24 protein-coding genes are annotated in these 26224 nt (G+C 69.4%); 4 read left to right on the top strand and 20 right to left on the bottom strand.

Annotated elements, in window-relative coordinates; all coding sequences use genetic code 11:
- Nucleotides 1-22: 22 nt before the first annotated feature.
- From AC07RV_RS11735 to AC07RV_RS11690, 10 genes are all read right to left on the bottom strand, one after another.
- A complete protein-coding gene (locus AC07RV_RS11735) occupies nucleotides 23-754 on the bottom strand; it encodes an SDR family NAD(P)-dependent oxidoreductase (protein ID WP_296781594.1) in 732 nt (243 codons plus the stop codon).
- Complete coding sequence (locus AC07RV_RS11730) at nucleotides 751-1563, bottom strand: cyclase family protein (protein ID WP_296781593.1); 813 nt, start codon at nucleotides 1561-1563, stop codon at nucleotides 751-753. Before AC07RV_RS11730 ends, AC07RV_RS11735 begins: the two co-directional genes overlap by 4 nt.
- Nucleotides 1564-1595: 32 nt before the next feature.
- Complete coding sequence (locus tag AC07RV_RS11725; protein WP_093348955.1) at nucleotides 1596-2852, bottom strand: SDR family NAD(P)-dependent oxidoreductase; 1257 nt, start codon at nucleotides 2850-2852, stop codon at nucleotides 1596-1598.
- On the bottom strand, nucleotides 2849-4018 hold the full coding sequence (locus tag AC07RV_RS11720) for a thiolase family protein (protein WP_296781592.1): 1170 nt from the start codon (nucleotides 4016-4018) through the stop codon (nucleotides 2849-2851). The genes AC07RV_RS11725 and AC07RV_RS11720 overlap by 4 nt, the downstream gene beginning before the upstream one ends.
- A 301-nt stretch (nucleotides 4019-4319) precedes the next feature.
- The gene (locus tag AC07RV_RS11715) at nucleotides 4320-5948 is read right to left on the bottom strand and encodes an AMP-binding protein (RefSeq protein WP_296781591.1); all 1629 of its coding nucleotides are present in this window, start codon (nucleotides 5946-5948) and stop codon (nucleotides 4320-4322) included.
- Nucleotides 5949-5961: 13 nt separating this feature from the next.
- Nucleotides 5962-6447 (bottom strand): aromatic-ring-hydroxylating dioxygenase subunit beta, encoded by a 486-nt coding sequence (locus AC07RV_RS11710; RefSeq protein ID WP_296781590.1) that lies wholly within the window; start codon nucleotides 6445-6447, stop codon nucleotides 5962-5964.
- The gene (locus AC07RV_RS11705; protein WP_296781589.1) at nucleotides 6447-7763 is read right to left on the bottom strand and encodes an aromatic ring-hydroxylating dioxygenase subunit alpha; all 1317 of its coding nucleotides are present in this window, start codon (nucleotides 7761-7763) and stop codon (nucleotides 6447-6449) included. Before AC07RV_RS11705 ends, AC07RV_RS11710 begins: the two co-directional genes overlap by 1 nt.
- A 12-nt stretch (nucleotides 7764-7775) precedes the next feature.
- Nucleotides 7776-8762, bottom strand: coding sequence for a PDR/VanB family oxidoreductase (locus tag AC07RV_RS11700; RefSeq protein ID WP_296781588.1), 987 nt, complete (start codon nucleotides 8760-8762; stop codon nucleotides 7776-7778).
- Between the two features lie 22 nt (nucleotides 8763-8784).
- Nucleotides 8785-10278 carry an indolepyruvate oxidoreductase subunit beta family protein gene (locus tag AC07RV_RS11695; RefSeq protein WP_296781587.1) on the bottom strand — a complete coding sequence of 498 codons (1494 nt, stop codon included), beginning with the start codon at nucleotides 10276-10278 and terminating at the stop codon, nucleotides 8785-8787.
- 8 nt (nucleotides 10279-10286) lie between these two features.
- A complete protein-coding gene (locus AC07RV_RS11690) occupies nucleotides 10287-12458 on the bottom strand; it encodes a thiamine pyrophosphate-dependent enzyme (RefSeq protein ID WP_296781586.1) in 2172 nt (723 codons plus the stop codon).
- 198 nt (nucleotides 12459-12656) lie between these two features.
- Here AC07RV_RS11690 and AC07RV_RS11685 point away from each other — a divergent pair, with 198 nt between their 5' ends.
- Entirely contained in the window at nucleotides 12657-13142 is a 486-nt protein-coding gene (locus AC07RV_RS11685; RefSeq protein WP_296781585.1) for a MarR family winged helix-turn-helix transcriptional regulator, read from the top strand.
- A 9-nt stretch (nucleotides 13143-13151) separates the two neighbouring features.
- Here the strand turns inward: AC07RV_RS11685 and AC07RV_RS11680 are convergent, their stop codons facing one another.
- The 6 genes from AC07RV_RS11680 to orn form a co-directional block, all read right to left on the bottom strand.
- Nucleotides 13152-14087, bottom strand: a complete 936-nt coding sequence (locus tag AC07RV_RS11680; protein ID WP_296781584.1) for a quinone oxidoreductase family protein — start codon at nucleotides 14085-14087, stop codon at nucleotides 13152-13154.
- Nucleotides 14084-14899: an alpha/beta fold hydrolase gene (locus tag AC07RV_RS11675; RefSeq protein ID WP_296781583.1), complete on the bottom strand. Its 816-nt coding sequence runs from the start codon at nucleotides 14897-14899 to the stop codon at nucleotides 14084-14086. Before AC07RV_RS11675 ends, AC07RV_RS11680 begins: the two co-directional genes overlap by 4 nt.
- Complete coding sequence (locus AC07RV_RS11670; protein ID WP_296781582.1) at nucleotides 14896-15894, bottom strand: 3-hydroxybutyryl-CoA dehydrogenase; 999 nt, start codon at nucleotides 15892-15894, stop codon at nucleotides 14896-14898. Before AC07RV_RS11670 ends, AC07RV_RS11675 begins: the two co-directional genes overlap by 4 nt.
- Nucleotides 15884-16957: an NAD/NADP-dependent octopine/nopaline dehydrogenase family protein gene (locus AC07RV_RS11665; protein WP_296781581.1), complete on the bottom strand. Its 1074-nt coding sequence runs from the start codon at nucleotides 16955-16957 to the stop codon at nucleotides 15884-15886. Before AC07RV_RS11665 ends, AC07RV_RS11670 begins: the two co-directional genes overlap by 11 nt.
- Before the next feature lie 201 nt (nucleotides 16958-17158).
- A complete protein-coding gene (locus AC07RV_RS11660) occupies nucleotides 17159-19099 on the bottom strand; it encodes a DEAD/DEAH box helicase (protein ID WP_296781580.1) in 1941 nt (646 codons plus the stop codon).
- A gap of 330 nt (nucleotides 19100-19429) precedes the next feature.
- A complete protein-coding gene (gene orn, locus AC07RV_RS11655) occupies nucleotides 19430-20026 on the bottom strand; it encodes an oligoribonuclease (RefSeq protein ID WP_093348918.1) in 597 nt (198 codons plus the stop codon).
- A gap of 59 nt (nucleotides 20027-20085) precedes the next feature.
- On the opposite strand from orn, the gene AC07RV_RS11650 reads away from it, so the two are divergent.
- From AC07RV_RS11650 to rsgA, 3 genes are read left to right on the top strand one after another with little or no spacing between them, the layout of a single operon-like run.
- Complete coding sequence (locus tag AC07RV_RS11650; RefSeq protein ID WP_296781579.1) at nucleotides 20086-21348, top strand: M48 family metallopeptidase; 1263 nt, start codon at nucleotides 20086-20088, stop codon at nucleotides 21346-21348.
- A 42-nt stretch (nucleotides 21349-21390) separates the two neighbouring features.
- The gene (locus tag AC07RV_RS11645) at nucleotides 21391-21750 is read left to right on the top strand and encodes a 4a-hydroxytetrahydrobiopterin dehydratase (RefSeq protein WP_296781578.1); all 360 of its coding nucleotides are present in this window, start codon (nucleotides 21391-21393) and stop codon (nucleotides 21748-21750) included.
- 15 nt (nucleotides 21751-21765) lie between these two features.
- Nucleotides 21766-22719 carry a ribosome small subunit-dependent GTPase A gene (gene rsgA, locus AC07RV_RS11640; RefSeq protein WP_296781577.1) on the top strand — a complete coding sequence of 318 codons (954 nt, stop codon included), beginning with the start codon at nucleotides 21766-21768 and terminating at the stop codon, nucleotides 22717-22719.
- On the opposite strand, the gene hisC is transcribed toward rsgA, so the two are convergent.
- The 4 genes from hisC to rplS all read right to left on the bottom strand — a co-directional run bounded on the left by hisC (nucleotide 22713) and on the right by rplS (nucleotide 26197).
- Nucleotides 22713-23822 carry a histidinol-phosphate transaminase gene (gene hisC, locus AC07RV_RS11635; protein ID WP_296781576.1) on the bottom strand — a complete coding sequence of 370 codons (1110 nt, stop codon included), beginning with the start codon at nucleotides 23820-23822 and terminating at the stop codon, nucleotides 22713-22715. The genes rsgA and hisC overlap by 7 nt on opposite strands.
- Before the next feature lie 4 nt (nucleotides 23823-23826).
- Nucleotides 23827-24828 (bottom strand): CobD/CbiB family protein, encoded by a 1002-nt coding sequence (locus tag AC07RV_RS11630; protein WP_208513765.1) that lies wholly within the window; start codon nucleotides 24826-24828, stop codon nucleotides 23827-23829.
- Nucleotides 24829-24911: 83 nt separating this feature from the next.
- Nucleotides 24912-25637, bottom strand: coding sequence for a CoA pyrophosphatase (locus tag AC07RV_RS11625; protein ID WP_296781575.1), 726 nt, complete (start codon nucleotides 25635-25637; stop codon nucleotides 24912-24914).
- 179 nt (nucleotides 25638-25816) lie between these two features.
- Entirely contained in the window at nucleotides 25817-26197 is a 381-nt protein-coding gene (gene rplS / locus AC07RV_RS11620) for a 50S ribosomal protein L19 (protein ID WP_093348904.1), read from the bottom strand.
- Nucleotides 26198-26224 lie beyond the last annotated feature (27 nt).

Below are 26224 nucleotides of genomic sequence, written 5' to 3'. Positions count from 1 at the left end.
ACGGGAACTCGGTGGTGGGGATTCAGAGCGCCAGGCTGCCGACGCTGGTGCCGCCGCAGACGTAGAGCACCTGGCCGGTGACGAAGCTGTTGGCGGGGTCGGCGAAGAAGCGCACGGCGCGCGCCACGTCGGCCGATTCGCCGAGGCGGCGCACCGGCACGCTGGCGGCCAGCGCGCGTTCCTTCTCGCTGCCGGCCTCGACCACGTCGTAGAACATGTCGGTGCGGATCGGCCCGGGCGCGACCACGTTGACGGTGATGCCCTCGGGCGCGAGCTCGAGTGCCCAGGTGCGCGCCATGCCCAGCATGCCGGCCTTGGTGGCCGAATAGCTGGTGCGCGTGGCCAGGCCCAGCGCGGCGCGCGACGAGAGCAGCACCACGCGGCCGAAGCGGCGCGCGCGCATCGCGGGCAGCGCGGCCTGCACGAGCTGGATCGCGCAGCCCAGGTGCAGGTCGACCAGCACGTCGAGGTCGGACAGCTGGACCTCGGGCAGCAGCGCGGCGCGGATCACGCCGGCGTTGTGGACCACGGTGGTCACCTCGAAGCGCGACACCAGCTCCTTCGCGGCCTCGGCCGTGGCCGCGCGGTCGGCTAGGTCGACCTCGATGCTGTGCAGCTTCGGATGATCGATCTCGGCCTTGCGGCGCGCGAGCGAGACGACCTCGTAGCCCTGTTCGAGCAGATCGAGGCAGATGGCCTTGCCGATGCCGGCGCTGCCGCCGGTGACGACGGCGGTCTTCGGTGCGTCGCTCATGGGTTCGCTCCCACTAGCGCGAGCACCCGCAGCGGACTGCCGCTGCCCTTCTCGATCTTCAGCGGCGGGCAGATCAGCATCGCGCCCGCGGGCGGCAGCAGGTCGAGGTTGCTCAGGCACTGCAGGCCGTAGCGGCCCGCGCCGTGCATGTAGTAGTGGCAGGGGTACGGCGGGCGCAGGTGGTAGCCCTGGCCGGCATCGGTGCCGATGGCCTCGGAGCCGAAGCCCAGCACGTCGCGCTGCTCGACCAGGAAGCGCACGGCCTCGGTGCTCGGGCCCGGGGTGTGCTGGCCGGTCTCGTCGAAGTTCTGGTAGGCCTCGGGGTCGTGGCGCTTCGACCAGTCGGTGCGCATCAGCACCCAGGCGCCGGCCGGGATGCGGCCGTGCTTCGCCTCGTAGTCCTCGATGTCCGCGGGCGTGAGCAGGTAGTCGGGATCGTCCTTGACCTGCGGCGAACAGTCGATGACGCAGGCCGGCGCCACGAAGTGCTGCACGGGGATGGTGTCGACCGAGTTGTTCGGCAGGTCGCGGCCCGAGATCCAGTGGATCGGCGCATCGAAGTGAGTGCCGGTGTGTTCGCCGCAGGAGAAGTTGTTCCAGTACCAGCCGGGCCCGCGCTCGTCGTACTTCGAGACCTCCTCGATGCGGAACGGCCAGCACTGGCCCATCTCGGGCGGCAGCGCGATCTGCGGGAACTCGGGCGTCAGGGTCTGGGTGAGGTCGATCACGCGGATGCCGCCGCCGGCCAGGGCGCCGGCCAGGCCCGCGAGGATCTGCGCCGGGGTGAGCGTGGGGTTGCTGGTGGTCATCGAGGAGCGCTCCTGTCTCTGTCTGTCTGTCTTCAGCTGCCGCCGGCCGCGAGTTCGCGTTCCAGCACCTTGGGGTTGTCGCGCCAGCGCTCGAGCCATTCCTGCGCCACGTCGCCGGGGTAGACGTCTTCCACGCCGTCGCGCAGCGCCTTCACGATCGCGCTCGCGAGCGCCGGGGCGCCGAGCTTGGGCGGCGGCATGTGCTGGTTCCACTCGTCGTCGATCGGGCCCGGGAACACGTTGACGACCCGGATGCCGGCCGGCCGCATCTCGGCGCGCAGGCACTGGGCGAGCGAATAGGCCGCGGCCTTCGAGGCGCTGAAGGTGCCGTGCGCCGGGTAGTTGCTCAGCGCATAGATCGACAGCAGGTTGACCCAGGCGGTGGCACCGGTGGCGCCATCGGCCGAGCGGCCCTTGAGCGCGGGACCGAACTCCTGCGCCAGCCGCAGCGCGCCGAAGTAGTTGATGTCCATCTCGGCCTTGGCGACGTCGGTGCCGCGCCGCGAGGCGATGCCGAAGGTGCGGTGCACCTCGGCGTTGTTGATGACGATGTCGACCTTGCCGCCGATGGAGCCCGCGAGCTCGGTCACCTGCCGGCCGTTGGTGAGGTCGAGCGGCACCAGCGTGACCTGCGGCAGCGCGCCGATGTCGTCGAGGCCGTCGCCGAGCTTCTTCCAGGGTTCGGCATGGCCGACCCAGACGATGTCGGCACCGGCCTTCACCAGCGCGCGCACGATCGCCTGCCCGACCTCGGTCTTGCCGTCGGTCACCAGCACCTTGCGGAACTTGGGGTCGCTGGTCATTTCTCTGAGCATCCTGTCGTCGGCCATGTGTGCACTTCCTTCCTTCGGGAATCCGATCAGTACCGCCTGTCCCGCGCGGTCGAGCCGCGCGCCCACCTTGACGCGCGAGGGCGCCTCGCCGACCTCGCCGTGCAGGTGCACCATCAGCGTCGGGCCGGCATCGAGGTGCACCAGGCCCAGCCGCCAGGGCAGGCGTTCGCGGAAGAACAGGTCGTTGCTGTGATGCAGCGTGGTGCTGCTCAGCAGTTCGCCCTCGCCGTCCTGCTCGCGCCAGGCGAGGTGCGGCGACAGGCACTTGTGGCAGGCCGCGCGCGGCGGGTACTGCACAGTGCCGCAGTCCTCGCAGGTCTGCAGCTCGAAGCGGCCCTCGGCCGCGGCGGCGGTGATGCCCAGCGCGATGCGGCCGCGCTGCCAGGGCGGCAGGTTCATCTGCCGCGTGCGCAGCACGGGGTTCTTGCGCGGGGGACGCATGAGGGGCATGGTCATTGGCTTCTCCCCAGGAGGACGGCGCCGGTGCACAGGCAGCGGTCGTAGGTGACCATGCCGAAGCCGGCCACGAGGCCCAGCTTGGCGTCGGGCACGCGGCGCGCGCCCGCGGTGTCGGTGAGCTGGCGGATGGTCTCGGTCATGCCGAGGAAGCCGCCCGCGGCACCGGCCTGGCCCGCGGACAGCTGGCCACCGCTGGTGTTGTTGGGAAAGCTGCCTTCGCAGGTCATGGTGTGCGAGCGCACGAAGGCCGGGCCCTCGCCCTTCTCGCAGAAGCCCAGGTCCTCGAACTGCATCATGGCGATCACGGGGTAGTCGTCGTAGGTCTGGATGAAGTCGACCTGCGCGGGCGCGGCGCCGGCCTGGGCATAGAGGTCGTCGCGGTCGCGGCGCCAGCCGCCCTGCACCATCACCGGGTCTTCCGAATAGGCGTTGTGGCGCTCGATGGCGCCACGGATCGCGACGTGGGCCAGCCCGAGATCGCGCGCACGCTCCTCGCTCATCACGAGGAAGGCCTCGGCTCCCGCGCAGGGCATGACGCAGTCGAACAGGTGCAAGGGCTCGGCGATGGGCCGCGCGTCCATGTATTCGTCGAGCGTGAGCGGCTTCTTGAACATGGCGTTGGGATTGCGCAGCGCATTGGCGCGCTGGTCCACCGCGATGCGGCCGAAGTCCTCGCGCCTCGCACCGAAGCGGCGCATGTAGTGCGCGGTGATCATCGCGAAGATCGAATTGGGCCCGCCCGATCCATAGGGATAGGTGGCATCGCGCGCGAAGTTGCTGAAGCTGCCGAGGGTCTGGCGGAAGGAGTCGACATGGTTGGTGTCGGCCGCCACGCAGGCCACGACATCGGCATCGCCGCTCTGCACCGCGCGCGCGGCACGGCGCAGGCACATCACGCCCGAGGCGCCACCCGTCGGTACGTGGTCGAGCCAGCGTGGCGAGAGGCCTAGGTGCTGGGTGACGCCTACTGCGGTGTCTGGGGCGAGCGAGAAGCTGCTGATGCAGAGGCCGTCGATTGCTTCCTTATCTATCCCGCTGTCTTTCACCAACGCCTCGATCGCCTGGCCGAGGAACCAATGGGCGGTGAGCGTCGAGTAGCGTTGGTAGGGCACCGTGACGGGGACCGCTACGGCTACGCCTTCGTAGGATTGGCGGCGGGTCATTGGTTGGACTCCACTTTGTTCGGACTGGGGTGCGTGCGGAGGACACCGGGTACTCCCCTCCGCGAATGTCCCCCGCCTTCGGCTCCTCCTTTATTTCGCTGCGGGGAGCACCCGATGCCCTCCGCACGAGAAGCGCAGTCGTTGTGCGGCCGGTTCGACCGGCGCGTCCCAGGCTCACGCCGATGGGGTACTCCCCGCAGCGAAATAAAGGAGGAGGCCGCAGGCCGGGGGACATTCGCGGAGGGGAGTACCCCGTCGGCGTGAACCCGTCGCGAACGAACAACGCAAAGGATTTCCATAGTCACCCCTGCCTCTTCTTCAGCCCACGCGTATCGATGCAATGCACCTGCCCAGGCAACCCCTGGGCCAGCACACGCAACTCCCCGCGTTGAATTTTTTGAGAAGCCGTGAGCGGCAGTGCATCGACGAACGCCACATAGCCAGGCGCCTTGTAATAGGCGAGCTGGTCGAGCGCATGCGCCACGATGCTCAGCGCCATGGCGGAACGGGCATCCTCATTCACCGCCTCGTGCAGCACGATGCAGGCCAGCACCTCGTCGCCACGCACCGCATCGGGTGTCGCGGCCACGGCCGAGCTCTTCACCGCCGGGTGCTGGTTCAGCACGCTCTCGACCTCCACCGCCGAGATGTTCTCGCCGCTGCGGCGGATCACGTTCTTCTTGCGGTCGACGAAGCACAGGCTGCCGTCGGCTTCGCGGCGCACCATGTCGCCCGTGTGGAACCAGCCATCGGCCCAGGCCTCCTGGGTCGCAGCTTCGTCCTTGAGATAGCCCGAGAAGAAATAGCGGCGCGGATCGGGGCCCGCGCTGCGCACCAGCAGTTCGCCCGGCGTGCCCACCGGCACATCGGCACCGGCCTCGTCGACCAGCCGCAGCTCGACGAAATCCTCGGGCCGGCCGAAGCAGCTCGTGCCGATGTGGCGCGGCTCGTGGTTCGCCATCACGCAGGCGGCGGCACCGGTCTCGGTCATGGCCCAGGCCTCGACCAGCGGGAAGCCGAAGCGCTCCTCGAACACGCCATGGTTGCGCCGGTCCACGCCGGCACCAAAGGCCCAGCGCACCGCATGCTCGCGGTCGGAGGGCGACGCGGGCGCGGCCAGCAGCATCGCGGGCATCACGCCGAGGTAGTGGACGATGGTCGCGCCGGTCTCGCGCACGCTGTGCAGCCAGCTCTTCGGATGGAAGCGGTCGAGCTGGATCAGGCAGCCGCCGGCCACCAGGATCACCATGGTCGAGAAGGCCATCGCGTTCACGTGGTTGAGCGGCAGCGGCGTGATGATCCGATCGCGGTCGCGCCGCACCTCGCACACGCCGTCGAGCCCCGCATACCACTCGCCCGCGCGGATGAAGTACTCGTTGCCCAGCATGCAGCCCTTGGGACGCCCGGTGGTGCCCGAGGTGTAGAGCAGTGCGCATTCGGTTTGGGGGCCGACGGGTTCGTCCGCGCGCGGTGCGCGGCCGCGGGCCGGCGGCACTTCGGGGTCCGAGGCCTGCATCACGTCGAGCGTGGCACCTTCGCGCTGCGCCGCTGCGCGCAGGTCGTCGGCGCGCTGCGGCAGGCTCACCGCGAGCTCGATCCCGCTGTGGCCGATCAGGTAGGCCAGCTCGGCCGCGCGCATCTCGGCATTGATCGGCACCACGCTCACGCCGAGCGCATTGAGCGCGAACCAGTGGTACAGGAAGGCCGGCCGGTTCTCGAGCAGCAGCCCGACGCGGTGGCCATGGCCGTAGCCCGCGCGTGCATAGGCCTCGCGCAGCCGGTCGACCTCGGCCACGGCCTCGCGCCAGCGGATGCTGCCGGCCTCGATGCCATAGCTCGCGGCCGTGACCGGCTCGACGCACAGGAATTCGGCCTCGGGCGTGCGCGCCGCCGAGGCGGCGAAGGCGGCGTGGACGGTGGGATGCGTCATCGCGGTCGTCCGTTCAGATGAAGAGCTGCACCGCGGGCAGCGCCGCGTCGCAGTTCAGCAGGTTCACGCGCTTGAGCGTCATGCGCAGCGCGCCGTCCTGCCACAGCAGGTGGTGGAAGAAGGTACCGACGTAGAACTGCAGCTCGTCGCCCTGGCATTCGGTGTAGTGGAACTCCGTGCGCACCACGTAGCGGTTGGCGGCCTCGTCGAATTCCTCGACCGTGGGCGCCTGCAGCAGGTGGTGGCAGCGGCTCGGCGGCTGCTGCGAGAAGGCGCGCGGGCTCTTCAGGCGCTCGATGCGCAGCTCGCGCAGCAGCTTGTCCTCGTACATGTGCGAGGTGTGGTTGATGCCGTCCTCCTGGTCGGGAATCAGCGGCACCCAGTAGAAAGCCTCGTCGGTGAAGAGCGCATTCCACTCCTCGTAGCGCTTGGCGTCGAGCAGGCGGCACTCGCGCACCACGAAGTCGGCCAATTGCTGGTGCGTGACGGCGGCGCTCATCACATCGTCTCCGTCATGTAGCGTGCCCAGCTGCGGTACTGGTTGCGCATCGGCAGCTCGCTGGTGCCGACGGTGGTGGCCTCGCCGCTGCGACCTTCCTCGCCGTCCTCGAAGTTGCGGTGCAGGCTCACCCACTCGTTGCCGCTGGCATGCAACCCGGCCTGCATGCCGCGGTAGGCCTGCAGGTCGTCGTGCCCCACCACCGAGAACGGCGAGTTGATGAGCCGGCTGTACATGGTGGTGCGCTGCAGCAGCTCGGGCGGCGCGCCCTTGAGGCGGAAGGTCCAGCTCTCGACGATCGACATGCCGGCCGAGACCGGCTTGACCACGCGGATCGCCTGGATCGCGCCCTTGATCGTGAGGTTCGGGTAGTAGACCGTGTTGTGGCGCGCCATGCCGAGGATCTGCGCGGTGCGCTCCTCGCCGTAGCGGGCCTTCATCGCATCGTCGTACGCGGGGATCGCCTTGTACTTGCTGTGGATGCTGAAGTTGACGCCCGTGAAGCTGTGACCATTGTCGTAGGTGCGAACGCCCATGTCCTCGAAGAACTTGTAGTCCGACATGAAGGGCACGAACTGCTCGATCGCCATCGGCTTGGGCTCGTCGGCGGGCTTGCCGGCCCACATGGTCTTGGCGGTGCCGGCCGAGGACTCGTGCGCCACCATCGGATGCATGGTGTCGTTGAGGTTCTCGACGAACATCTTCCAGTTGCACTGGTGCGTGAAGCGCAGGCAGCCGCCGGCGATCTCGAGCTCGCCCTCGGGCGAGCGGTCGGCCATGTTGTCGATCGAGCTCAGCGAGTCGCCGAAGTACTCCTCGAACGAGGGGCCGACATCGTTGATCTTCACGAAGACGAAGCCGCGGTAGCTGCGCACGCCGGCCACCGGCACCAGCCCCTTCGAGGCCTCGCAGTCGTGCAGCTGCGTGCCCTCGTAGCCGTTCTTCAGCGGGATCGACAGCAGCGAGCCGTCGGTCTTGAAGGTCCAGGCGTGGTAGGGGCAGCGGAAGAACTTGCCGGTGTTGCCGCAGGGCGCGCTCACCAGCCGCGAACCCTTGTGGGCGCAGCGGTTCATCAGCACGCGCACGCTGCCGTCGGCATGGCGCACCACGATCAACGGCCGGCCCGCGATCTCGTTGGTGATGTAGTCGCCGGGCTTGGGCAACTGGCTCTCGTGGCCGACGTAGTTCCAGGTGTTGGCGAAGAAGTGCTCCTGCTCGAGCGCGAAGATCTCCTCGCTGATGTAGAGGTCGCGGTGCACGCGGTCGGGCCGCACCAGCGCGCGGACCGCGTCGGGATTGCCTCGGTAGCTGGTCATGCGTGGACTCCTTCAGAGGTCGAGCACCAGCCGCTGGCCCTTGGCGCGGGAGATGCAGATCTGGATCACGTTGCCCGCGGCCTTCTCGCGTGCCGTGAGCACGTAGTCGCGGTGGTCGATCTCGCCGTCGATCACGGGCACGGCGCACACGCCGCATTCGCCGCGCTTGCAGTCGAACATCGGGTCGCAGCCGTGCTCGATCAGGCAGTCGAGGATGCTCTGGTCGGCCGGCACTGTGAAGCGCTGGCCCGACATGGCGAGCTCGACCTCGAAGGCATGGTCGCCTTCCTCCACCACCGGCGCGGTGAAGAGCTCGAAGTGCACGCGGTCGCTGTTCCAGCCGCGCGCCTGGGTCTGGGCCAACACGGCGTCGAGCATGGGCTTGGGGCCGCAGACATAGAGCTGGTCGGCCGGGTCGCAACGCGCGAGCAGCGCGCCCACGTCGAAGGGTGCGCCCTTGGCTTCGTCGTCGTGCAGCAGCAGGTCGGTGCCCAGCAGCTCGCCGAGCTCGGGCAGGAAGGCCATCAGCGCGCGGCTGCGGCCCGCGTAGTGCAGCTCCACCGGCAGGCCCTGCGTGCGGCGGTGCGCGGCCATGCTCGCGAGCGGCGTGATGCCGATGCCGCCGGCCAGCAGCACCGCGCGGCCCGCGCCGACGTGCAGCAGAAAGTCGTTCTTCGGCGGCTCGGCCTCGATGGTGTCGCCCTCGCGCAGCCGTTCGTGCATGAAGCGCGAGCCGCCACGGCCCGCGGCCTCCTTGCGCACCGCGATCAAGTACTCGGCCGGTGCCGGCTGGCCGCCCGCGGCGAAGTCGATCAGCGAATAGTGGCGCCAGTCCGACTGGCCATTGCCCAGGTCGACGCGCACGCGGATGTGGGCGCCGGCCTCGAAGCCCGGCAGCGCGGCGCCATCGTCGGCGCGCAGGCGGAACAGCCGGACCAGCGGATTGAGTTCGCGCGCCTCGGCGACGCGCAGGCGAAGGGTCGTGGGATCGGAGGCCATGGTGTCGTCTCTTCTTCGTCGTTCAGGCCAGCGCGTGGCGCACCAGCGCCGCCTGCAGCTGGTGGCCGTGCTCGTCGGCCAGCGCGGCATTGCGCAGCTCGCGCAAGGTGGCCGGCGCGAGCGCATCGCCGGCGCGGTGCAGGGCCGCCATCACGGTGTCGTAGTTGCGCAGGCCGCGTTCGTGCGTGTCGCTGTAGCCCTTGACCAGCCGCTGGCACTGCGCCACTTCGATCGCGAGCTCGGTGTTGCGCGCGGCGGTGGCGGCGATCTCCGCCAGCCAGGCTTCGATGCGCCGGTTCTCGTCCGCATAGCGCAGCGTGGAACGGCGCCAGCGGCCCATGCCGGCCACGGTGGACAGCAGCAGGTAGCCATGCAGCGAACTGGTCTGCACCACGCGGCCCTTGCGCGTGAAGCGCTCGACCAGGCCGCGCGCCCAGCCGGTGCGCATCAACCAGCGGCCCAGGCCCGCGGGCAGGGTCTCGCAGATCTCCTGCAGCCGCGGATGCATGTACTCGTGGATCGCGAGCAGCTGGTCGGCCTGGACGCGCGACTCGTCGCGCACGCGGTCGAAGCGGGTCGCGCGGATCTTGAGCGAGGCCACGCGCGCCGTGTCTTCGTAGGACATCCACAGCGCCAGGTGGCGCGCCGCGACCTCGAGCAGCGCCGGGCTGCCGAGCGACCGCAGCGCGGCGGCGCGGTCGAGGTAGAGACCCGCATAGGCCGGGTCCTGGTAGTCGATGAGGCGGCGCACGCCCTCGAGCAGCAGCGCATGCTGCGCGGGCGCGAAATCCTTCTGCACCCGCTCGACCAGCGCGCACACCGCGGGATGGCGCGGCCGCGGCGGCGCGGCCGGCGGCAGGGCCGGCGCGGGCGCTTCGCCCTCCTCGGCCTGGGCGCGCGCAAAGGCGGCACCGAAGGCGCGCAGGCTGGGCTTCACGCCGACGCCGCCGCGCTCGATGGTGGCCTCGAACTGGGCGCGGCCGAAGGGCAGCACGCCCGAGCCCGCGAGTGCGCCGAACAGCACGGCGCTGATCACGCTGCCCGCGTCTTCCGCGGCCTGCGCCATGTCGAAGCGGATGAAGCGGTGCGCGGCGCGGCCCGCATGCGCGAGCAGTTCGCGGCTGTCGACACGGCCGTCGCCCATCGCGCTCTTCTCGGCGATCGAATAAACGCGGTGCGTCGAGGCGATCAGCGTGGTGCGGTCTGGCGTGACCAGCCCGCGCTGCACCGCGCGGCCGGCTTCCATCAGCTCGGAGGCCAGCACCAGGTCGACGTCGCCCGGCAGCGGCATCAGCGCCAGCACCGGCTGGCCGCCGTCGGCGCGCGCGGCGGCCTCGGGGAACAGCTCCACGTAGTAGATGGTGGCGCCGGTGCGCTGCGCCACGCCGGGCACGGAGGTGGTCTGGGCGACCCAGCCGTTGGCCTCGCCCATGTCGACGATCCAGTCGGCCAGCACGCCGCCGCCCTCGCCGCCCATGGCGAGGATCGCGATCTTGATCGGTTGTTGCGTGGTCATCGGCGCGCTCAGAACGAATAGGCCTCGCGCCGGCGCGCAGCGCCGCGCTGCAGCCAGCCGATGACGGCGCCGCGCACGCGCTCGCGCAGGCGGTCCCAGCCGGTGGGATTGCTGACGATGCGCGCCTTGTAGAACGAGGGGCAGAGCACGGCCGCGTGCGAAACGTCGCCGCAGTTGCCGCAGCCCACGCAGCTCTCGAGCACGGTGGCGACCGGGTCGGTGCGCAGCGGATCGGGATTGGTCTTGATCGACAGCGAAGGGCAGCCCGAGAGCCGGATGCAGGAGTGGTCGCCGGTGCAGGTGTCGGCATCGACGCCGAACTTCTCGCGCACCATGCGCTTGCCGTCGGCGATGGCCTTGCGCACCAGCGGCTTCTCGCGCCGCTGCTTGTTGAGCATGCACTCGGACTGCGCGATCAGGACCTTCGGGCCCTTCTCCTTGGTGGTCAGCGCCTCCTTGAGTGCATCGCGCATGCCGGCCACGTCGTAGGTGCGGCGGATGGTGCGCACCCAGTTCACGCCCACGCCGCGCACCGCGCGCTCGATCGCATGGCCGGTGCTGCGGGTGGCGTTGACAGCCTTCGACGACAGGATGTCCTGCCCGCCGGTGGCCGAGGTGTAGTTGTTGTCGACGACGATCGTGAGGTTGTCGCTCTGGTTGAACACCGCGTTGGCGACGCCGCTCGTGAGGCCGTTGTGCCAGAAGCCGCCGTCGCCCATCATCGCGATCGCGCGCTTGCCGCGCGGCGCGCCCATGGCGGCCGCGCCCGCGCCGCCGAGGCCATAGCCCATGGTGGTGTTGCCGATGTGGAACGGCGGCAGGATCGAGAACAGGTGGCAGCCGATGTCGGCGCTCACGTGGTGCGGACCGAGCTCGCGCTCGACCAGCTTCATCGCGCTGAAGATCGGGCGCTCGGGGCAGCCGGTGCAGAAGCCCGGCGGGCGCGCGTGCACGCTGTCGGCCAGCGGCGCGGCCGGCTCGCTCGGCAGTTCGATCAGCGGGATCACCTTGCGCACCGGGGCCGGTGCCGGCGCCGCGGCCTGCGGCGCGAGGCGGCCGTAGCGCTCGCAGAAGACGCGCGCGCCCTGCAGCAGCTCGGCGGCCGTGTACTCGCCGGCCACCGGCAGCATGTCCTTGCCGTGCAGCGCGGTGGTCACGCCGCGCTGGCGCAGGATGGTCGCGATGTTCTGCTCGATGAAGTTGGGCTGGCCCTCCTCCACCATCAGCACCGCGCGCTTGCCTTCGCAGAAGCGCACCACCTCGCTGTCGATCACCGGGTAGGCGACGTTCATCACGTACAGCGGGATGCGGCTGTTGCCGTAGACGTCGGCCAGGCCCAGGCGCTCGAGCGCGCGCACCAGCGTGTTGTAGCTGCCACCCTGCACCACGATGCCGATGTCGTCGGCGCCGTCGGCGAAGAACTCGTTGAGGCCGCGTTCCTCGATGAAGCGCACGGCCGCGGGCCAGCGCTCCTTCACCTTCTCCTGTTCGTGCACGAAGCTCGCGGGCGGCAGCACGATGCGGCTCACGTCGCGCTGCGGGTTCTCGGCCGCTTCCTGCACCGAGTAGGCGGCGCGGCGGTTGTCGGCGGCGACGAACTGGCCGTGCACGTGGCAGGCGCGGATGCGCAGCTGCAGCATCACGGGCGTGTGGCTGGCCTCGGAGAGCTCGAAGCCCTGCTTCACGGCCTCGACGATGCTCGGCAGGTTGGGCCGCGGATCGAGCAGCCAGATCTGCGACTTCATCGCGAAGGCGTGGCTGCGCTCCTGCATGATCGAGGAGCCTTCGCCGTAGTCCTCGCCCACGATCACCAGCGCGCCGCCGGTCACGCCGCCCGAGGCGAGGTTGGCCAGCGCATCGGATGCGACGTTGGTGCCGACCGTGGCCTTGAAGGTCACGGCGCCGCGCAGCGGATAGTTGACCGAGGCCGCGAGCGTGGCGGCAGCCGTGGCCTCGCTCGCGCTGTTCTCGAAACGGATGCCCTGGTCGGCGAGGATGTCCTGCGCATCGGCCAGCACGTCCATCAGGTGCGAGATCGGCGCGCCCTGGTAGCCCGCGACGTACGACACGCCCGATTCGAGCAGCGCCTTGGTGACGGCGAGGATGCCTTCGCCGCGGAACACTTCACCGGCGGACAGCCGCAGTTTCTTCACTTCTTCGACAAACGAACGCTCGGCCATGGCTTGCTCTTTTCCTGGATCGACGTCACCGTGTGGGCGGTGGCCCGTTCATGCATCACCTGCAGAAAAGCGATGAGTGCTTGTACGGGCCTTGGTACGTATACTGTTTAGAAATGAATCTATCCACAATCATGAATAACCCTAGACACGCAAGCCGCGTGCCACTTTCGGGTCGTTCGATGTGCATCGGGAGAACGCATGGGAAGCACTGAAAAGAAGCCGCAGCGCTTCGTCGACAACTACCTGCCCGCGCTGCTCGCGCAGGCCAGCCAGCTGATCTCCTCGGAGTTCCACGAGGTGGCGCGGCAGGAGGGTTTTTCGGTGTCGGAGTGGCGCGTGATGGCTTCGCTCGCGGGCGGCGATGCGGTGAGCATCGGCCGGCTCGCGCAGATCACCGTGACCAAGCAGCCGACCGTGACGCGGCTGCTCGACCGCATGGAGACGCAGGGCCAGGTCGAGCGCATTCCCCATGAGAGCGATCGCCGCATCACGCTGGTGCGCATCACCCGCAAGGGTGCGGCCAAGGTGGAGCATCTGATGCAGCTCGCGAGCGAACACGAGCGCCGCGTGCTCGAGCCCTTCGGTCTCACGCGCGCGGAGGAACTCAAGAACACGCTGCGGCTGATGATCCAGCTGCATGCGCATGCGCCGTCGGAAGCGGCGCAGGAAGAGGACGACGAGTAGCGCTGAAGCTCAGTCCGCGACGAGCACCGCGCGGCCTCGATGGCCGCGCTGCGCGATCCACGCCAGCGCCCGTGCCGCTTCGTCGAACGCGAAGCGTTGCACCGCGAGCCGCAGCCTTCCGTCGGCCAATCGCTCGAGCAATCGAGGCACGGCCGCGCGGCCTTGCGCCTCGCGCCGGAACATGTTGAGCGGCAGCAGGCTCACGTCGCGCTGCATGAAGGCCGGCAGCGAGAGCGACAGGGTCTCGCCCGCCGTGTAGCCGATCAGCACCGCGCGGCCGCCGGGGAGCACGCGGCCCAGCAGCGTGGCGAGCACATCGCCGCCGACGGTGTCGATCAGCACCTCGGCCTCTTGCGACGGCGCTTCGACGCCGGGCCGCCACTCGACGATGTCGACGCCCGAAGGCAAGCCATGGTCGACGGACGCATCGGCCACCACCGCGCAGACCTTCGCACCGATCTCGAGCGCGAGCTGCACCGCGAGCGAGCCGACCGCACCGCTCGCGCCCGTGACCATCACGCGCTCGCCTTCGCGCACGCGCGCCACCTCGTGCAACGCGACCCAGGCCGAGGTGCAGGGTGAGAAGAAGGCCGAGCCCAGTGCCATGTCGAGGCCCTCGGGCAGTTCGCCGAGCGCGGCATCGGGCGCGTCGGCGATCTCGCACCAGGTGCCGTCGAACTGCGTGCCGAGGCCGCTGCCGCGCAGCCACACGCGCTGGCCCGGCGCGAAGCGTTCGCTGTGGATCACGATGCCCGCGCCCTCGACACCGGGCGTGTACGGCAAGGGCGGCGGGCGCAGGAAACCGCCGCGCCACACGGTGCGATCGATGTGGCCGACGGTCGCGGCCTGCATGCGCACCAGGCTGCGGCCCGGCGCGGGCACGGGATCGGGCCGCTCCTCGATGCGCGGCGGCGCGCCCCATTGCGCGATGCGCACGGCCTTCATGCGAGGCCCGCGAGGTAGTCGTCCACGCAGCGCGCGAAGGCTTCGGGCAACTGGTCGGGCAGCGGCACCATGCCGCCTTCGATGTCGGCGATGCGCACGCTGGCCGCGTGGCGCAGATGCTGCGCGAGTTCCTGCGCATGCGGCGAAGCGAACGGATCCTCGGGCGCGCGCACGATCAGCACGGGCTGCGTGACGCGATCGATGCGCTCTTCCATGCGGTACGAGGCCACGGCGCGATGGCCTTCCTCGAGCCGCCGGCCGACCTTGAGCGCATCGAGCACGAAGGCCTCGAGCAGCTCGGGCCGGTGGGGTGGATAGAAACCCTGCCGCTTGCCCCACAGCGCCGCGAGGTGGCTGCCGTCTTCGCTGGGCTCGACCTCGTCGATCGGCGGACGCTCGGCGCGCGCGCGGCGAAAGGCCGCGTCGGTGTAGGGCGTCGAGGACAGCACCAGCGCGCGTACGCGCTCGCCGAGCGCGGCCGCGAGTTCGATCGCGATCACGCCGCCCGTGTGATGGCCGACCACGGCGACGCGTTCGATGCGCAGCGCATCGAGCAGCTCGGCCGCGACGCGGGCCCAGTGCGCGATCGAGGCGGGCTCGCTGCCCGCGGCCGAATCGCCGAAGCCCACGGTGTCCATCGCGATCGCGCGATGCCGCTCGCCGAGCAGCGGCAGCACCGCTTCGTACTCGCGCCAGCTGCGCGGCGACTGGTGCAGCAGCAGCACCGGCGGCGCATCGACGTCGCCGCAGCTCGCGTAGTGCACCTGCCCGACCGACAGATCGGCGAAGGCGCGGCGGATCGGCGGCGTCATGGCAGCGTGCGTTCGGCCGCGGGCCGCCAGAGGCCCGCATGGCGCAGCATGCCGAGCGTGCGCGAGAGCACGTCGCGGCGATAGGCGGCGGTGTCGGTGCCTTCGTAGGCATAGAAGCCGCTGCCGCTCTTGAGGCCGAGCCGCCCTTCCTCCACCATGCGGTCGACGATGGCCGGCGCGGTGTAGCGCCCCTTGTCGATCGAGGCCGACATCTCGCGGCTCGCGTGGTGCAGGATGTCGCAGCCACCGAAGTCGATGAACTCGACCACGCCGAGCGCCGCGAAGCGCAGGCCCAGGCCGTGGCGCGTGGCCTTGTCGATCTCCTCGGCGGTGGCGGCGCCCTCCTCGATCATGCGCGCGGCCTCGTTCATGATCAGCGCCTGCAGCCGCGGCACGATGTAGCCGGGCGTGGGCCCGCACACCACGGGCAGCTTGCCGATCGCTTCCATGATCTCGCGCGTGCGCGCCAGCACGGCGGGGTCGGTGCCCGGGTGGCAGCTCAGTTCGACCACCGGGATCACGTAGGCCGGATTGAGCCAGTGCATGTTGAGGAAACGCTCGGGCCTGCGCACCAGCGCCGCGAGCTGCGTGACCAGGATGCTGCTGGTGGTCGAGGTCAGGATCGCGTCGTCGCGGCAATGGGCGTTGATCTGTTCGAAGGCCTCGCGCTTGGCCTCGAGCGTTTCGGGCACGCCCTCGAACACCAGCTCGGCTTGCGCAAGCGCCGCCGGTGCCTGTGCCGCGCGCACGTACTGCACGCGCGCCGCGATGGCCTCGGCCTGCGCCGCATCGATCACGCCGAGTTGCGCCAGGCCCGCGAGGCTGGCCGCGATCTCCTGCCGTGCCTCGTCGTGCAACTTGTTCCAGGCCTCCTCGCTGCGCACGCGCAAATCGACCAGCGCGATGCGGTGGCCCGCGTAGGCGAAGGCGATCGCGATGCCGCGGCCCATGCGCCCCGCGCCGACCGCGGCGAAGCGGACCGGCTCATTCGCCATCGTGCAGCCTCTGGCGCAGCGCGTCGGCCGACAGCTCCGCGAGGCCCAGGGCCTCGAAGCTGCGCGGCCCCTGGCGCAGGTCGCGGCCGAGGAAGCCGCCGACGATCGCGAGCAGACCGTGGGCGATCGGCGCATCGACGCCCGCATGCCTTGCGGCCGAGGCGAGAAAGGCCAGGCCGAGCTCGGTGTCCTCGGTGATGTAGCGGTGGCCATGCAGGTCGATGTTCTCGCGCCAGTCGCCCGACTTCACGAGCTGCTTGTGGGCATCGCCGTACATCCAGCGGTCGTTGTCGTAGTGGTCGGCCAGCGGATAGTGCGGGCCGCCGTGGCCGAAGGCCTCGCGCACCGCGATGCGCTCGCGGTCGAGCCGGTCGGTCACGGCGCGCACCGCGGGCTGCGTGCCTTCGTTGTGGATGTCCCAGCGCTCGAAGTGCTGCAACGGCGCGGCATTCATCACCATCAGCGGCGGATGGATCACCGGGCCGGCATTCATCAGCGCGCCCGAGAGCGCGTCGCCGCAGCCGTGCACGCTCGGGTAGGCCACGCGGATGGTGTCGATCGCCTGCGCGGCCTTGCGCGCCGGGTAGACGCCGGTGGGCAGGCGGATCGCGCGGATGGTGACGTTGACCTCGCGCTCGCCATGCTTGCGCGCCAGGTAGGGCAAGGTGCCGGTCTCGGCCCAGGCCACGTCGGCGCGGTTGCCGGCCTCGCGCACGGTGCGCGCCATCACGTAGCTGCCGAAGGTGCCGGGCGGCAGGAACACCACCTGGCCGTCGACCAGGTGCGGCGCCATGGCGCGCGCGATGAAGTCCTGCGCGATGGCGGGGGTCGGCAGCACGATGAGTTCCGCATCGCGCAGCGCCGCGCCGATGTCGGCGGTGGGCAGCGCAATGGGCACCTCGCGCACGCCGCGCGCATCCTTGAGCACGATGCTGCCGCTGTCGATGACCGGCTGCAGCGCGGCCGCGTCGCGGCGCCACAGCCGCACTTCATGCCCGGCTTCGGACAGATCGGCGGCGGCCGCATAGGCCCCATGGCCGCCACCCAGGATCGCGATTTTCATGGTCGAAGGGTCGAAAAGCTGAGGTTGATGAACCGGCCACCGACGATGCGGAACCGGAATGCAGGACTGCGCGCGTCAAATACATTACTTTTCATCAATTCAGACGTCAACCAAAATCGGCGCCTTCGACTGCTCGCAAACCCCCAATGCAAAAAGCCCGCGTTCCGGAGAAACGCGGGCTTTGCGAAGGGAAGGAAGCGATCAGCGGCTGGGCTTGAACGCGCGCTTCTGTGCGTCGCGCGGCACGAACACCTTGCCGGGGCCGCCGGCGTGGCCCGGGCCCTTGCGGGGCGCGAAGCCGTCGTTGCGCGGCGCGAAGCCGCCTTCGTTGCGCGGGCCGCCGCTGCGGGCGCCGAAGCCTTCGTTGCGGCTGCCGCCGGCATTGCCGCGCGGTGCGCTGTCGCCCCAGCCCGGCTTGCGGCCGAAGCCGGCCGACTCGTCACGGTCGCGGCCGCCGCCGAAACCGGCGTTCTGGCCACCGCCATGGAAGCTGCCACCGCGCGGAGCGCCGGCACCCGGGCCGGGACCGCGTGCGCCGCGGTCGTTGAAGCCGCTGGCATTGGCGTAGCCGTTGCCACCGCCATTGCCGCCGCGGTAGCCACCGCCGCCGTTGCCCTGGCGACGATCGCCGCCACGGCCGCGGCCGCCGAAGTCGCCCTGCGGGCGCGATTGCGGCATGCGCTGCTGCGGTTCCATGCCGGGGATCACCTCGGCCTTGAACTGCTGGCGGCTGTACTGCTCGATGTCCATGATCCGGCGGCGGTCGCGGAACTCGGCGAAGGTGATCGCCAGGCCGTCGCGGCCGGCACGGCCGGTGCGGCCGATGCGGTGGGTGTAGTCCTCGGCCTTCATCGGCAGGCCGAAGTTGAAGACGTGGGTGATGGTCGGCACGTCGATGCCGCGCGCGGCCACGTCGGTCGCCACCAGGATCTGCACCTGGCCCTGGCGCAGCGCCATCAGGCGGCGGTTGCGCAGGCCCTGGCTCAGCGCGCCGTGCAGCGCCACGGCGCTGAAGCCGTCCTGCTGCAGGTCGTTGGCGAGGCCGTCGCACTCGACCTGGGTGCTGGCGAACACGATCGCCTGGTTGATGCTGGTGTCGCGCAGCCAGTGGTCGAGCAGCTTGCGCTTGTGGGCGGCGTTGTCGGCCCAGAACAGCGACTGCTTGATGTTGGCGTGCTTTTCCTGCGGGCTGTCGATCGTCACGCGCTGCGGCTCGCGCATCACGCGCTGGGCCAGCTGCTGGATGCGCGGCGCGAAGGTGGCGCTGAACATCATGGTCTGCTGGCGCTCGATGGTGAGCTGGTTGACTTCGGCCAGGTCGTCGGCGAAGCCCAGGTCGAGCATGCGGTCGGCCTCGTCGACCACCAGGAACTTGACCTTGTCGAGCTTGATCTGCATCGAGCGCTGCAGGTCGAGCAGGCGGCCCGGCGTGGCGACCACGAGGTCGGCGTTCTGCAGGCGCGCGATCTGCAGCTGGTAGGGCATGCCGCCCACCACGTTGGCGATGCGCAGGCCGCGGCAGTGGCGCACCAGCTCGATGGCGTCGTGCGCGACCTGCTGCGCGAGTTCGCGCGTCGGGCACAGCACCAGGGCGCCGGGGGTGGCGGCCTTGAAGTTGCGGTTGCTGGTCGGGTTGACGCGCTTGGGCCGCTTGGGCGGCGCTTCGCCGCGTTCGGCGGCTTCGGCCGCGAGGCGGTCGAATTCGGCGCGCTCGGCGGCGGCCGCCTCGGCCTGGCGGCGGATCAGCGTGTGCAGCACGGGCAGCAGGAAGGCCGCGGTCTTGCCGCTGCCGGTCTGGCTCGAGACCATCAGGTCGACGAAACGGGCCGATTCGTCGCCACGGGCCAGCGGGATCACCTTTTCCTGCACGGTCGTGGGCTGGTGGAAGCCCAGGTCTTCGACGGCGGCGATCAGTTCGGGTGCGAGGCCCAGCGGAATGAATCCGTTGGGGCCGCGCGGTGCCTCGGGTGCGTCGGACGTCTGCGCGTCCTGATCGGCAACCTCGAGGACTTCGTTGGCCTCGGTGCTGGCGGCGTCGAGCGCCTCGAGCACGGGCACTTCGGAGGTGACAGCGGAAAATTCGTTGTTGTGAATCGATTGCACAGGCGCGAGCTCGCCCTGCGCTTCAAAAGCGTCGGTCATGAATGTCAAATTTCAAACGCGAGCGCAGCCGTGGGCGGCGCCCCGTTGGTGGTTAAAAACATCAACCATCCAACGACATTCAGCTTCCGGTTCTGAAACCCGAGGCTGCGGCCCTTTTTGATCGATCCATGCGATCGGGCGCGGTGTGCAAGATAGGGAGATGCGGGATATGCCGGCGGGGAACCGATTCTGCTCATGCACGCGCCATCCTTTTTGAAGAATGGCCGGGCACCCCGGTCAGCGAAGCCCACGATTATGACATGCATCGGGGTTTTTACCTAATCCCCGCATGCAATGGGATTTTTGGCCGTTGTTCCGGCCCACCGGACCTCAGTCGGTCAGGCGCAGGAAGGTCTCGCGGTAGTGCGCCAGTTCCTCGATCGATTCGTGCACGTCGGCCAGCGCCGTGTGGGCCTGCTGCTTCTTGAAGGCGTTGTAGGCCGCGGGCTTCCAGCGCTTGGCAAGCTCCTTGAGCGTGCTGACGTCGAGGTTGCGGTAGTGGAAGTAGGCCTCGAGCTTGGGCATGTACTTGACCAGGAAGCGCCGGTCCTGGCCGATGGTGTTGCCGCACATCGGCGAGCCGCTCCTGGGCACGTAGCGCGCGATGAATTCGATCAGCTGCTGCTCGGCCGTGGCCTCGTCGACGGTGGAGGCCTTGACCTTGTCGATCAGGCCGCTGCGGCCGTGCGTGCCCTTGTTCCAGGCATCCATGCCGTCGAGCACGGCGTCGCTCTGGTGGATGACCAGCACCGGGCCGTCGATGCGCGGCGTGAGGTCGGGGCCGGTGATGACCACGGCGATCTCGAGCAGGCGTTCCTTCTCGGGGTCGAGCCCGCTCATCTCGCAATCGAGCCAGACCAGGTTCTGGTCGCTTTTCTTCAGGGTGGGGACCGCTGCGGCGGCCGTGGAGGCGGAGGATTCGGGCATCGCGGGATTGTCGCCGATGGCCCTGGGGCCTTGGATGCGAGGACTAAACTCCGCCCCCTATGTCCTATTCGCTTCTCTTCACCATCGCCTTTGCCGCCGCGCTGGTGGCCGGCATGATCGTGGAATTCTGGCTTGCCTCCAGGCAGATCCGGCATGTGGCGAGGCACCGAAACACCGTTCCCCCCGCGTACGCGGAAAGCATCACGCTGCAGGGGCACCAGCGGGCCGCGGACTACACCATCGCGAAGACCCGGTTCAGCATCCTCGAGACGGCCTGCAGCACCGCGTTCCTCCTGGGCTGGACCCTGCTCGGCGGCCTCGACCTCCTCAACAAGTTGCTGCTCGCCTGGCTCGGTGGCGGGATGTTGCAGCAGCTGACGCTCATCGCCGCCTTTGCCGCCATCGGCGGACTGCTCGGCTTGCCGTTTTCCATCTATCGGATCTTCGTGCTCGAGGAGCGTTTCGGCTTCAACAAGATGAAGTGGAAGCTGTGGGTCCTCGACAACGCCAAGTGGATGGTCGTCGGCGCGGGATTGGGCCTGCCGCTCGCGGCGTTGATCCTGTGGCTGATGGCCGCGGCTGGATCGCTGTGGTGGCTCTGGGCCTGGGCGGCTTTCTCGTTCTTCCTTCTGCTGCTGCAGGTGATCTTTCCACTGTTCATCGCGCCGTGGTTCAACAAGTTCACGCCACTCGCCGATGCAGCGCTGGAAACCCGCGTCACCGCCCTGCTGAAACGCTGCGGTTTCGCGGTCAGCGGCCTGTTCGTGATGGACGGCAGCACCCGCAGTGCGCACGCCAACGCCTACTTCACGGGCTTCGGCGTCAGCAAGCGGGTGGTCTTCTACGACACGCTGCTCGAGCAGCTGGATGCGAGCGAGATGGAAGCGGTGCTGGCGCACGAACTCGGCCATCTCAAGCACAAGCACCTGCGCAACCATCTCGTCATGACCTGCCTGCTGAACCTGCCCGCCTTCGCGTTGCTCGGCTGGGTCTCGACCCAGACCTGGTTCTACGCCGGACTCGGGGTGCAGCCCAACATGGCGGCGCCCAACAACGCACTGGCACTGCTGCTGTTCATGATCGCCGTGCCGGTCTTCACCTTCTTCGTCGCGCCACTGTTCTCGCAGCTGTCGCGCAAGAACGAGTTCGAGGCCGATGCCTATGCCATCTCCCAGACGAGCCGCGACGCCCTCTCGGCCGCGCTGCTCAAGCTCTACCGCGACAACGCCTCGACCCTCACCCCCGACCCGGTGTTCGTCAAGTTCTACTACTCCCACCCGCCCGCCTCCGAGCGCCTCGCGCGCATGCTGGCGACCGCCTGAGCTCTTTTCCGTCTCCCCGCACCCCTTTTCGAAAGCCGCGCCATGAGCACCGCCAGCATGTTGAAGATCAAGGACTGGAAGTCCATCCCCCGCAAGGCGCTGAGCGCGACCGAGATCGTCTCGGCGCTGGCGCGGCTCGAAGGCTGGAAGCTCAGCGGCGACGGCGCGAACGTCGCGATCGAGAAGACCTACAGCTTCACGAACTACTTCGAGACCATCGCCTTCGTGAATGCCCTGGCCATGGTGGCCCATACGCAGGACCACCACCCCGACCTGTCGGTGCACTACAACCGCTGCGTGGTGCGCTTCAACACGCACGATGTCGGTGGCATCTCGGTCACCGACTTCGATTGCGCACGCCAGGCCGATGCGCTGCTGGCGGCCGCCGCGCCCGCCGCATGACCGGAGCGATCGCCTTTGGCTAAGCCGGGCCGCGAGCGCCAGCAGGGCCGTGCCTCGGCCGACGCGCTGAACGACGGCCTCGTGGTGGCCAGCCACGGCCGCCACTGCCTGGTCGAGACGCCCGAAGGCGAACGGCGCATCTGCCATCCGCGCGGCAAGAAGAGCCAGGCCGTGGTCGGCGACCGCGTGCGCTGGCAGGCCAGCGAGGACGAAGGCACGATCGAGCAGGTGGTGCCGCGGCGCAACCTGTTCTACCGCCAGGACGACATCCGTACCAAGTCCTTCGCGGCCAATCTCGATCACGTGCTGATCCTGATCGCGGCCGAGCCCGAGTTCTCCGAACACCAGCTCGCCCGCGCCCTGATCGCGGCCGAAGCCGAGCGCATCACGCCGATCATCGCGCTCAACAAGAGCGACCTGGTCGAGCCCTTCGAGCGCGCCTGGCGCAAGCTCGCGCCCTACCGGCGCATGCACCACGGCGTGCTGCCGCTGTCGCTCAAGGCCTCGGGCGAAGTCGACCACGCCTCGCTCACGCAGCGCCTCGCGGGCAAGACCACGCTGGTGCTCGGCCCCTCGGGCGCGGGCAAGAGCACGCTGATCAACCTGCTGGTGCCGGGCGCCACCGCGCTCACCGGCGAGATCTCGCAGGCGCTCAATTCGGGCAAGCACACCACCACCAGCACCACCTGGTACTGGGTCGACGCGGCACGCAGCACCGCGCTGATCGACTCGCCGGGCTTCCAGGAATTCGGCCTGAACCACATCGCGCCGATGCAGCTCGCGGGCCTGATGCCCGACATCGCCGAGCATGCGGGCGAGTGCAAGTTCTACAACTGCACCCACCTGCACGAACCGGGCTGCGGCGTGATCGCGCACGTGGAGTCGGCCGCCAACGACGGGCCGATCAGCGCCTCGCGCTACAAGATCTACGGCGATCTGTTCGCGGAGCTCAGCGAGACGCGCTACTGAGCCTGCAGGATCTCGCGCAACCGCTCCACCAGCACGCTGCACTGCGCCCGCGTGCCGATGCTGATGCGCAGGTACTGCGCGATGCGCGGCTGGCGAAAGTGCCGCACCAGCACCGCGCGCTCGCGCAATGCGGCGGCCAGTTCGGCGGCGTCGCGCGACGGATGCCGCGCGAACACGAAATTGGTCTGCGAGGGCAGCACCTCGAAGCCCAGGTCCTCGAGTTGCAGCACCAGCCCCTCGCGGGTATCGACCACGTCGTCGCGCGTCCGGCGGAACCAGTCCTCGTCCTCGAGCGCCGCCACGGCGCCGGCGCTCGCGAGCCGGTCGAGCGGGTAGGAGTTGAAGCTGTCCTTCACGCGCACAAGCGCATCGATCAGGTGCGCCTGTCCGCAGGCGAAGCCGACGCGCAGGCCGGCCAGCGAACGCGACTTCGAGAGCGTCTGCACCACCAGCAGGTTGGGATGGTGCGCAATCAGCGAGAGCGCGCTCTCGGCGCCGAAATCGACATAGGCCTCGTCCACCAGCACCACGCGCTCGGGACAGGCGCGCAGCAGCTCCTCGATGCGCGCCAGCGGCAGGCCGATGCCGGTGGGGGCATTCGGGTTGGCGACCACGACGCCCGCGCAGCCTTCGCGCGCGCGATCGGCCATGGCATCGACGTCGATGCGCAGGTCCTCGTCGACCGGCAACTGCTCGCAGGCGATGCCGTAGAGCTGCGCATAGACGCGGTAGAAGCTGTAGCTGATGTCGGGCATCAGCAGCGGCTCGCGCTGCTGGAAGAAGGCGAAGAAGGCGTGGGCCAGCACCTCGTCGGAACCGTTGCCCGCGAAGACCTGCTCGACCGCGAGCCCGTGGCGGCGCGCGACGGCTTCACGCAATGCGAGCGAGGTGGGGTCGGGGTAGAGCTCGAGGCCGTTCTCGGCCGCCTCGCGGATCGCCTGGATGGCGCGCGGCGATGGCGGGTACGGGTTCTCGTTGGTGTTGAGCTTCACGAGGTCCCGGATACGCGGCTGCTCGCCGGGCACGTAGGGCTCGAGGTCCGCGATGCGCGGGCTCCAGAACGAAGGCGCGCGCCTGGCCGCCGGATCGATCGAGTCGGCCATGGGCTCAGCCCAGCAGCCGCGCGAGCGTCAGCAGCGCGAGCAGCACCATCCACATCACGACCGAGCGCCAGACCAGGCCCACCACGCTGCGCAGGTGGCCAGGCTCGGGCTCGCGGCCCGGCGTGCTGCCGCTGTCGGGACGCCGGGTGTCGGCGAAGGATTCACCGGCCTGCGCGCGCGGCAGCGGGTCGACGCTGGGAATCGGCCGCAGCCGGCCGCCACCCAGGCGCACGTTGACCGCGCCCGAGGTGGCCGCGAGGATCACGCCGTCGTTCTCGCTCGGAAAGCGGCGCGCGTCGTTGCGCCAGCAGTCGATGGCTTCCTCGAAGCTGCCCACCACCGCGAAGCCCAGCGCCGTGATGCGCGCGGGCAGCCAGTCGATCGCATGCCAGGCGCCGTCGGCGGCCTGCTGCACCGATTCGCTCGAGGGCTGCACGGCGGCGCCGTTCTTGTGCAGCCAGTAGCGCGCGACGAATTCGCTCATGCGGTAGAAGACCGCGCCGGCCGGCCCCAGGCCGACCGCGGCGAGCACCGAGAACCAGGCCAGCACGCCGAACACGTGGCGATGCGCGGCGATCACCGAATGCTCGATCACGTGGCGCACGATCTCGCTGCGTGGCAGCTCGGCGGCGTCCACGCCCTGCCAGTGCGCGAGCAGCGAGCGCGCCAGCGGCTCGTCGCCTTCGTCGAGCGCGTCGCGGATGTCAGTGAAGTGATGGCTGAACTGGCGAAAGCCCAGGGTGACATAGAGCACCGCGATGCTCCAGAGCACCGCGAACGGCAGCCCCAGCGTGAGCACCAGCAGCCAGTGGATGCCGAGCGCGAGCAGTGTCGGCACGAAGACAGCAAGGCCCCAGGCGATCCATCCATGGTGCGGCTTGCCCGCGTCGAAGTTGCGGCTGGTCCAGCGCGTCCATGCGAGCACGCCGCCATACACGGGGTTGTGCGGGGCCAGCGGCCGCACCTGCTCGATCAGCAACGCACACAGGATGGCGAAGAAGCTCATCCAGAGATGATAGCGAGACAGCCCCGTCGTTCGGGGCTTGCGGACCTATGAGGCCGACAGAACTCGCCGTTTCTTCAGGCGGCTCAGGCGCTCAGGAAGCGGTAGAGATTGCGCAGCATGCCGGCCGTGGCGCCCCAGACGAAGCGCTCCTCGCTGCCGTCCTGGTAGGGCATCGAGTACCAGTGACGCTGCGTGCCGTCGCCCGCGGGCACGGCATGGCGGCGATGGTTGGCCGGGTCCATGAGCCAGCCCAGCGGCACCTCGAAGGCCTGCGCGACCTCGTAGGGATTGATCGTGAGCTCGAAGCCGGGCTCGACCAGCGACACCACCGGCGTGACGATGAACGAGGTCACCGTGGTGTAGGTCGGCAGGCTGCCGAGCACTTCGATGTAGCTGGCCGACAGGCCGACCTCTTCCCAGGCCTCGCGCAGCGCGGCGGCCGCGATGTTGGCGTCTTCGGGATCGACGCGGCCGCCCGGGAACGCGACCTGGCCCGAATGGGTCGACAGGTTCGCGGTGCGCTCGGTGAGCAGCACGGTCGGGCCCTGCGGGCGCTGCACGATCGGCACCAGCACGGCAGCCTGCGCGGGCTCGCGGCCGGTCATGCGCGGCTCGCGGCGCAGTTCGGGCGCCCAGGCCGGCGGCGCAGCGAAGCGCGCGCGCAGCGCCTGCGCCGTCAGCTGCTCCAGCGCCACCGCGGGCAGCCCGTCGGCCGTGCCGCCGCCCACCACCGGGACCTTGCGCGGGTCGAATGGCGGCAGCATCGTGGGCACGACGGCATTGACGGGTTCGGTGGGAATGGAGGACATGGACGGGGCGGCGATGGTGGCGGTCAAGTGTGGATCGTGAAGAAGCGAAAGGAAGTCGTGATGAAAGCAGGACCCGGGCCCGGAAGAACGCGCGAAGGGCCTGCCGGATCGGCCGCTGCCAGAACGCAAAAAGCCGCCAGAGCGGCGGCTTTTTCGCAACAGGCAAGCCTGCAGGCAGCTTACGCGGCCGCGGCGCCCGACGACTTGCCCGGCAGCTTTTCCTTGATGCGAGCCGAACGGCCGCTGCGATCGCGCAGGTAGTACAGCTTGGCGCGGCGCACGTCGCCGCGGCGCTTGACTTCGATGTTGGCGATCAGCGGGCTGTAGGTCTGGAAGGTACGTTCCACGCCTTCGCCGCTGGAGATCTTGCGCACGGTGAAGCCGCTGTTGAGGCCACGGTTGCGCTTGGCGATCACGACGCCTTCGTAGGCCTGCACGCGCTTGCGGGTGCCTTCGACGACGTTCACGCTGACGATGACCGTGTCACCGGGCATGAAATCGGGGATGGTCTTGCCGAGACGGGAAATTTCTTCCTGCTCGAGGGTCTGGATGAGGTTCATGATTTCCTGAAATCGATCGTGTCCGCG

The sequence above is a fragment of the Variovorax sp. GW821-FHT09B01 genome (genome assembly GCF_059418345.1).
This window is presented reverse-complemented; position numbering and strand designations above follow the sequence as displayed.

What these genes read in the sequence shown, in the direction of transcription:
- AC07RV_RS11630 (WP_208513765.1), bottom strand. Translation starts at nt 24,828, where the DNA reads ATGAGCTTCTTCGCCATCCTGTGTGCGTTGCTGATCGAGCAGGTGCGG.
- AC07RV_RS11705 (WP_296781589.1), bottom strand. Translation starts at nt 7,763, where the DNA reads ATGACCAGCTACCGAGGCAATCCCGACGCGGTCCGCGCGCTGGTGCGG.
- AC07RV_RS11700 (WP_296781588.1), bottom strand. Translation starts at nt 8,762, where the DNA reads ATGGCCTCCGATCCCACGACCCTTCGCCTGCGCGTCGCCGAGGCGCGC.
- AC07RV_RS11680 (WP_296781584.1), bottom strand. Translation starts at nt 14,087, where the DNA reads ATGAAGGCCGTGCGCATCGCGCAATGGGGCGCGCCGCCGCGCATCGAG.
- hisC (WP_296781576.1), bottom strand. Translation starts at nt 23,822, where the DNA reads ATGGCCGACTCGATCGATCCGGCGGCCAGGCGCGCGCCTTCGTTCTGG.
- AC07RV_RS11650 (WP_296781579.1), top strand. Translation starts at nt 20,086, where the DNA reads ATGTCCTATTCGCTTCTCTTCACCATCGCCTTTGCCGCCGCGCTGGTG.
- AC07RV_RS11645 (WP_296781578.1), top strand. Translation starts at nt 21,391, where the DNA reads ATGAGCACCGCCAGCATGTTGAAGATCAAGGACTGGAAGTCCATCCCC.
- AC07RV_RS11730 (WP_296781593.1), bottom strand. Translation starts at nt 1,563, where the DNA reads ATGACCACCAGCAACCCCACGCTCACCCCGGCGCAGATCCTCGCGGGC.
- AC07RV_RS11675 (WP_296781583.1), bottom strand. Translation starts at nt 14,899, where the DNA reads ATGACGCCGCCGATCCGCCGCGCCTTCGCCGATCTGTCGGTCGGGCAG.
- AC07RV_RS11720 (WP_296781592.1), bottom strand. Translation starts at nt 4,018, where the DNA reads ATGACCCGCCGCCAATCCTACGAAGGCGTAGCCGTAGCGGTCCCCGTC.
- AC07RV_RS11710 (WP_296781590.1), bottom strand. Translation starts at nt 6,447, where the DNA reads ATGAGCGCCGCCGTCACGCACCAGCAATTGGCCGACTTCGTGGTGCGC.
- AC07RV_RS11735 (WP_296781594.1), bottom strand. Translation starts at nt 754, where the DNA reads ATGAGCGACGCACCGAAGACCGCCGTCGTCACCGGCGGCAGCGCCGGC.
- AC07RV_RS11690 (WP_296781586.1), bottom strand. Translation starts at nt 12,458, where the DNA reads ATGGCCGAGCGTTCGTTTGTCGAAGAAGTGAAGAAACTGCGGCTGTCC.
- AC07RV_RS11625 (WP_296781575.1), bottom strand. Translation starts at nt 25,637, where the DNA reads ATGTCCTCCATTCCCACCGAACCCGTCAATGCCGTCGTGCCCACGATG.
- AC07RV_RS11685 (WP_296781585.1), top strand. Translation starts at nt 12,657, where the DNA reads ATGGGAAGCACTGAAAAGAAGCCGCAGCGCTTCGTCGACAACTACCTG.
- AC07RV_RS11670 (WP_296781582.1), bottom strand. Translation starts at nt 15,894, where the DNA reads ATGGCGAATGAGCCGGTCCGCTTCGCCGCGGTCGGCGCGGGGCGCATG.
- AC07RV_RS11665 (WP_296781581.1), bottom strand. Translation starts at nt 16,957, where the DNA reads ATGAAAATCGCGATCCTGGGTGGCGGCCATGGGGCCTATGCGGCCGCC.
- AC07RV_RS11695 (WP_296781587.1), bottom strand. Translation starts at nt 10,278, where the DNA reads ATGACCACGCAACAACCGATCAAGATCGCGATCCTCGCCATGGGCGGC.
- orn (WP_093348918.1), bottom strand. Translation starts at nt 20,026, where the DNA reads ATGCCCGAATCCTCCGCCTCCACGGCCGCCGCAGCGGTCCCCACCCTG.
- AC07RV_RS11660 (WP_296781580.1), bottom strand. Translation starts at nt 19,099, where the DNA reads ATGACCGACGCTTTTGAAGCGCAGGGCGAGCTCGCGCCTGTGCAATCG.
- AC07RV_RS11725 (WP_093348955.1), bottom strand. Translation starts at nt 2,852, where the DNA reads ATGACCATGCCCCTCATGCGTCCCCCGCGCAAGAACCCCGTGCTGCGC.
- AC07RV_RS11715 (WP_296781591.1), bottom strand. Translation starts at nt 5,948, where the DNA reads ATGACGCATCCCACCGTCCACGCCGCCTTCGCCGCCTCGGCGGCGCGC.
- rplS (WP_093348904.1), bottom strand. Translation starts at nt 26,197, where the DNA reads ATGAACCTCATCCAGACCCTCGAGCAGGAAGAAATTTCCCGTCTCGGC.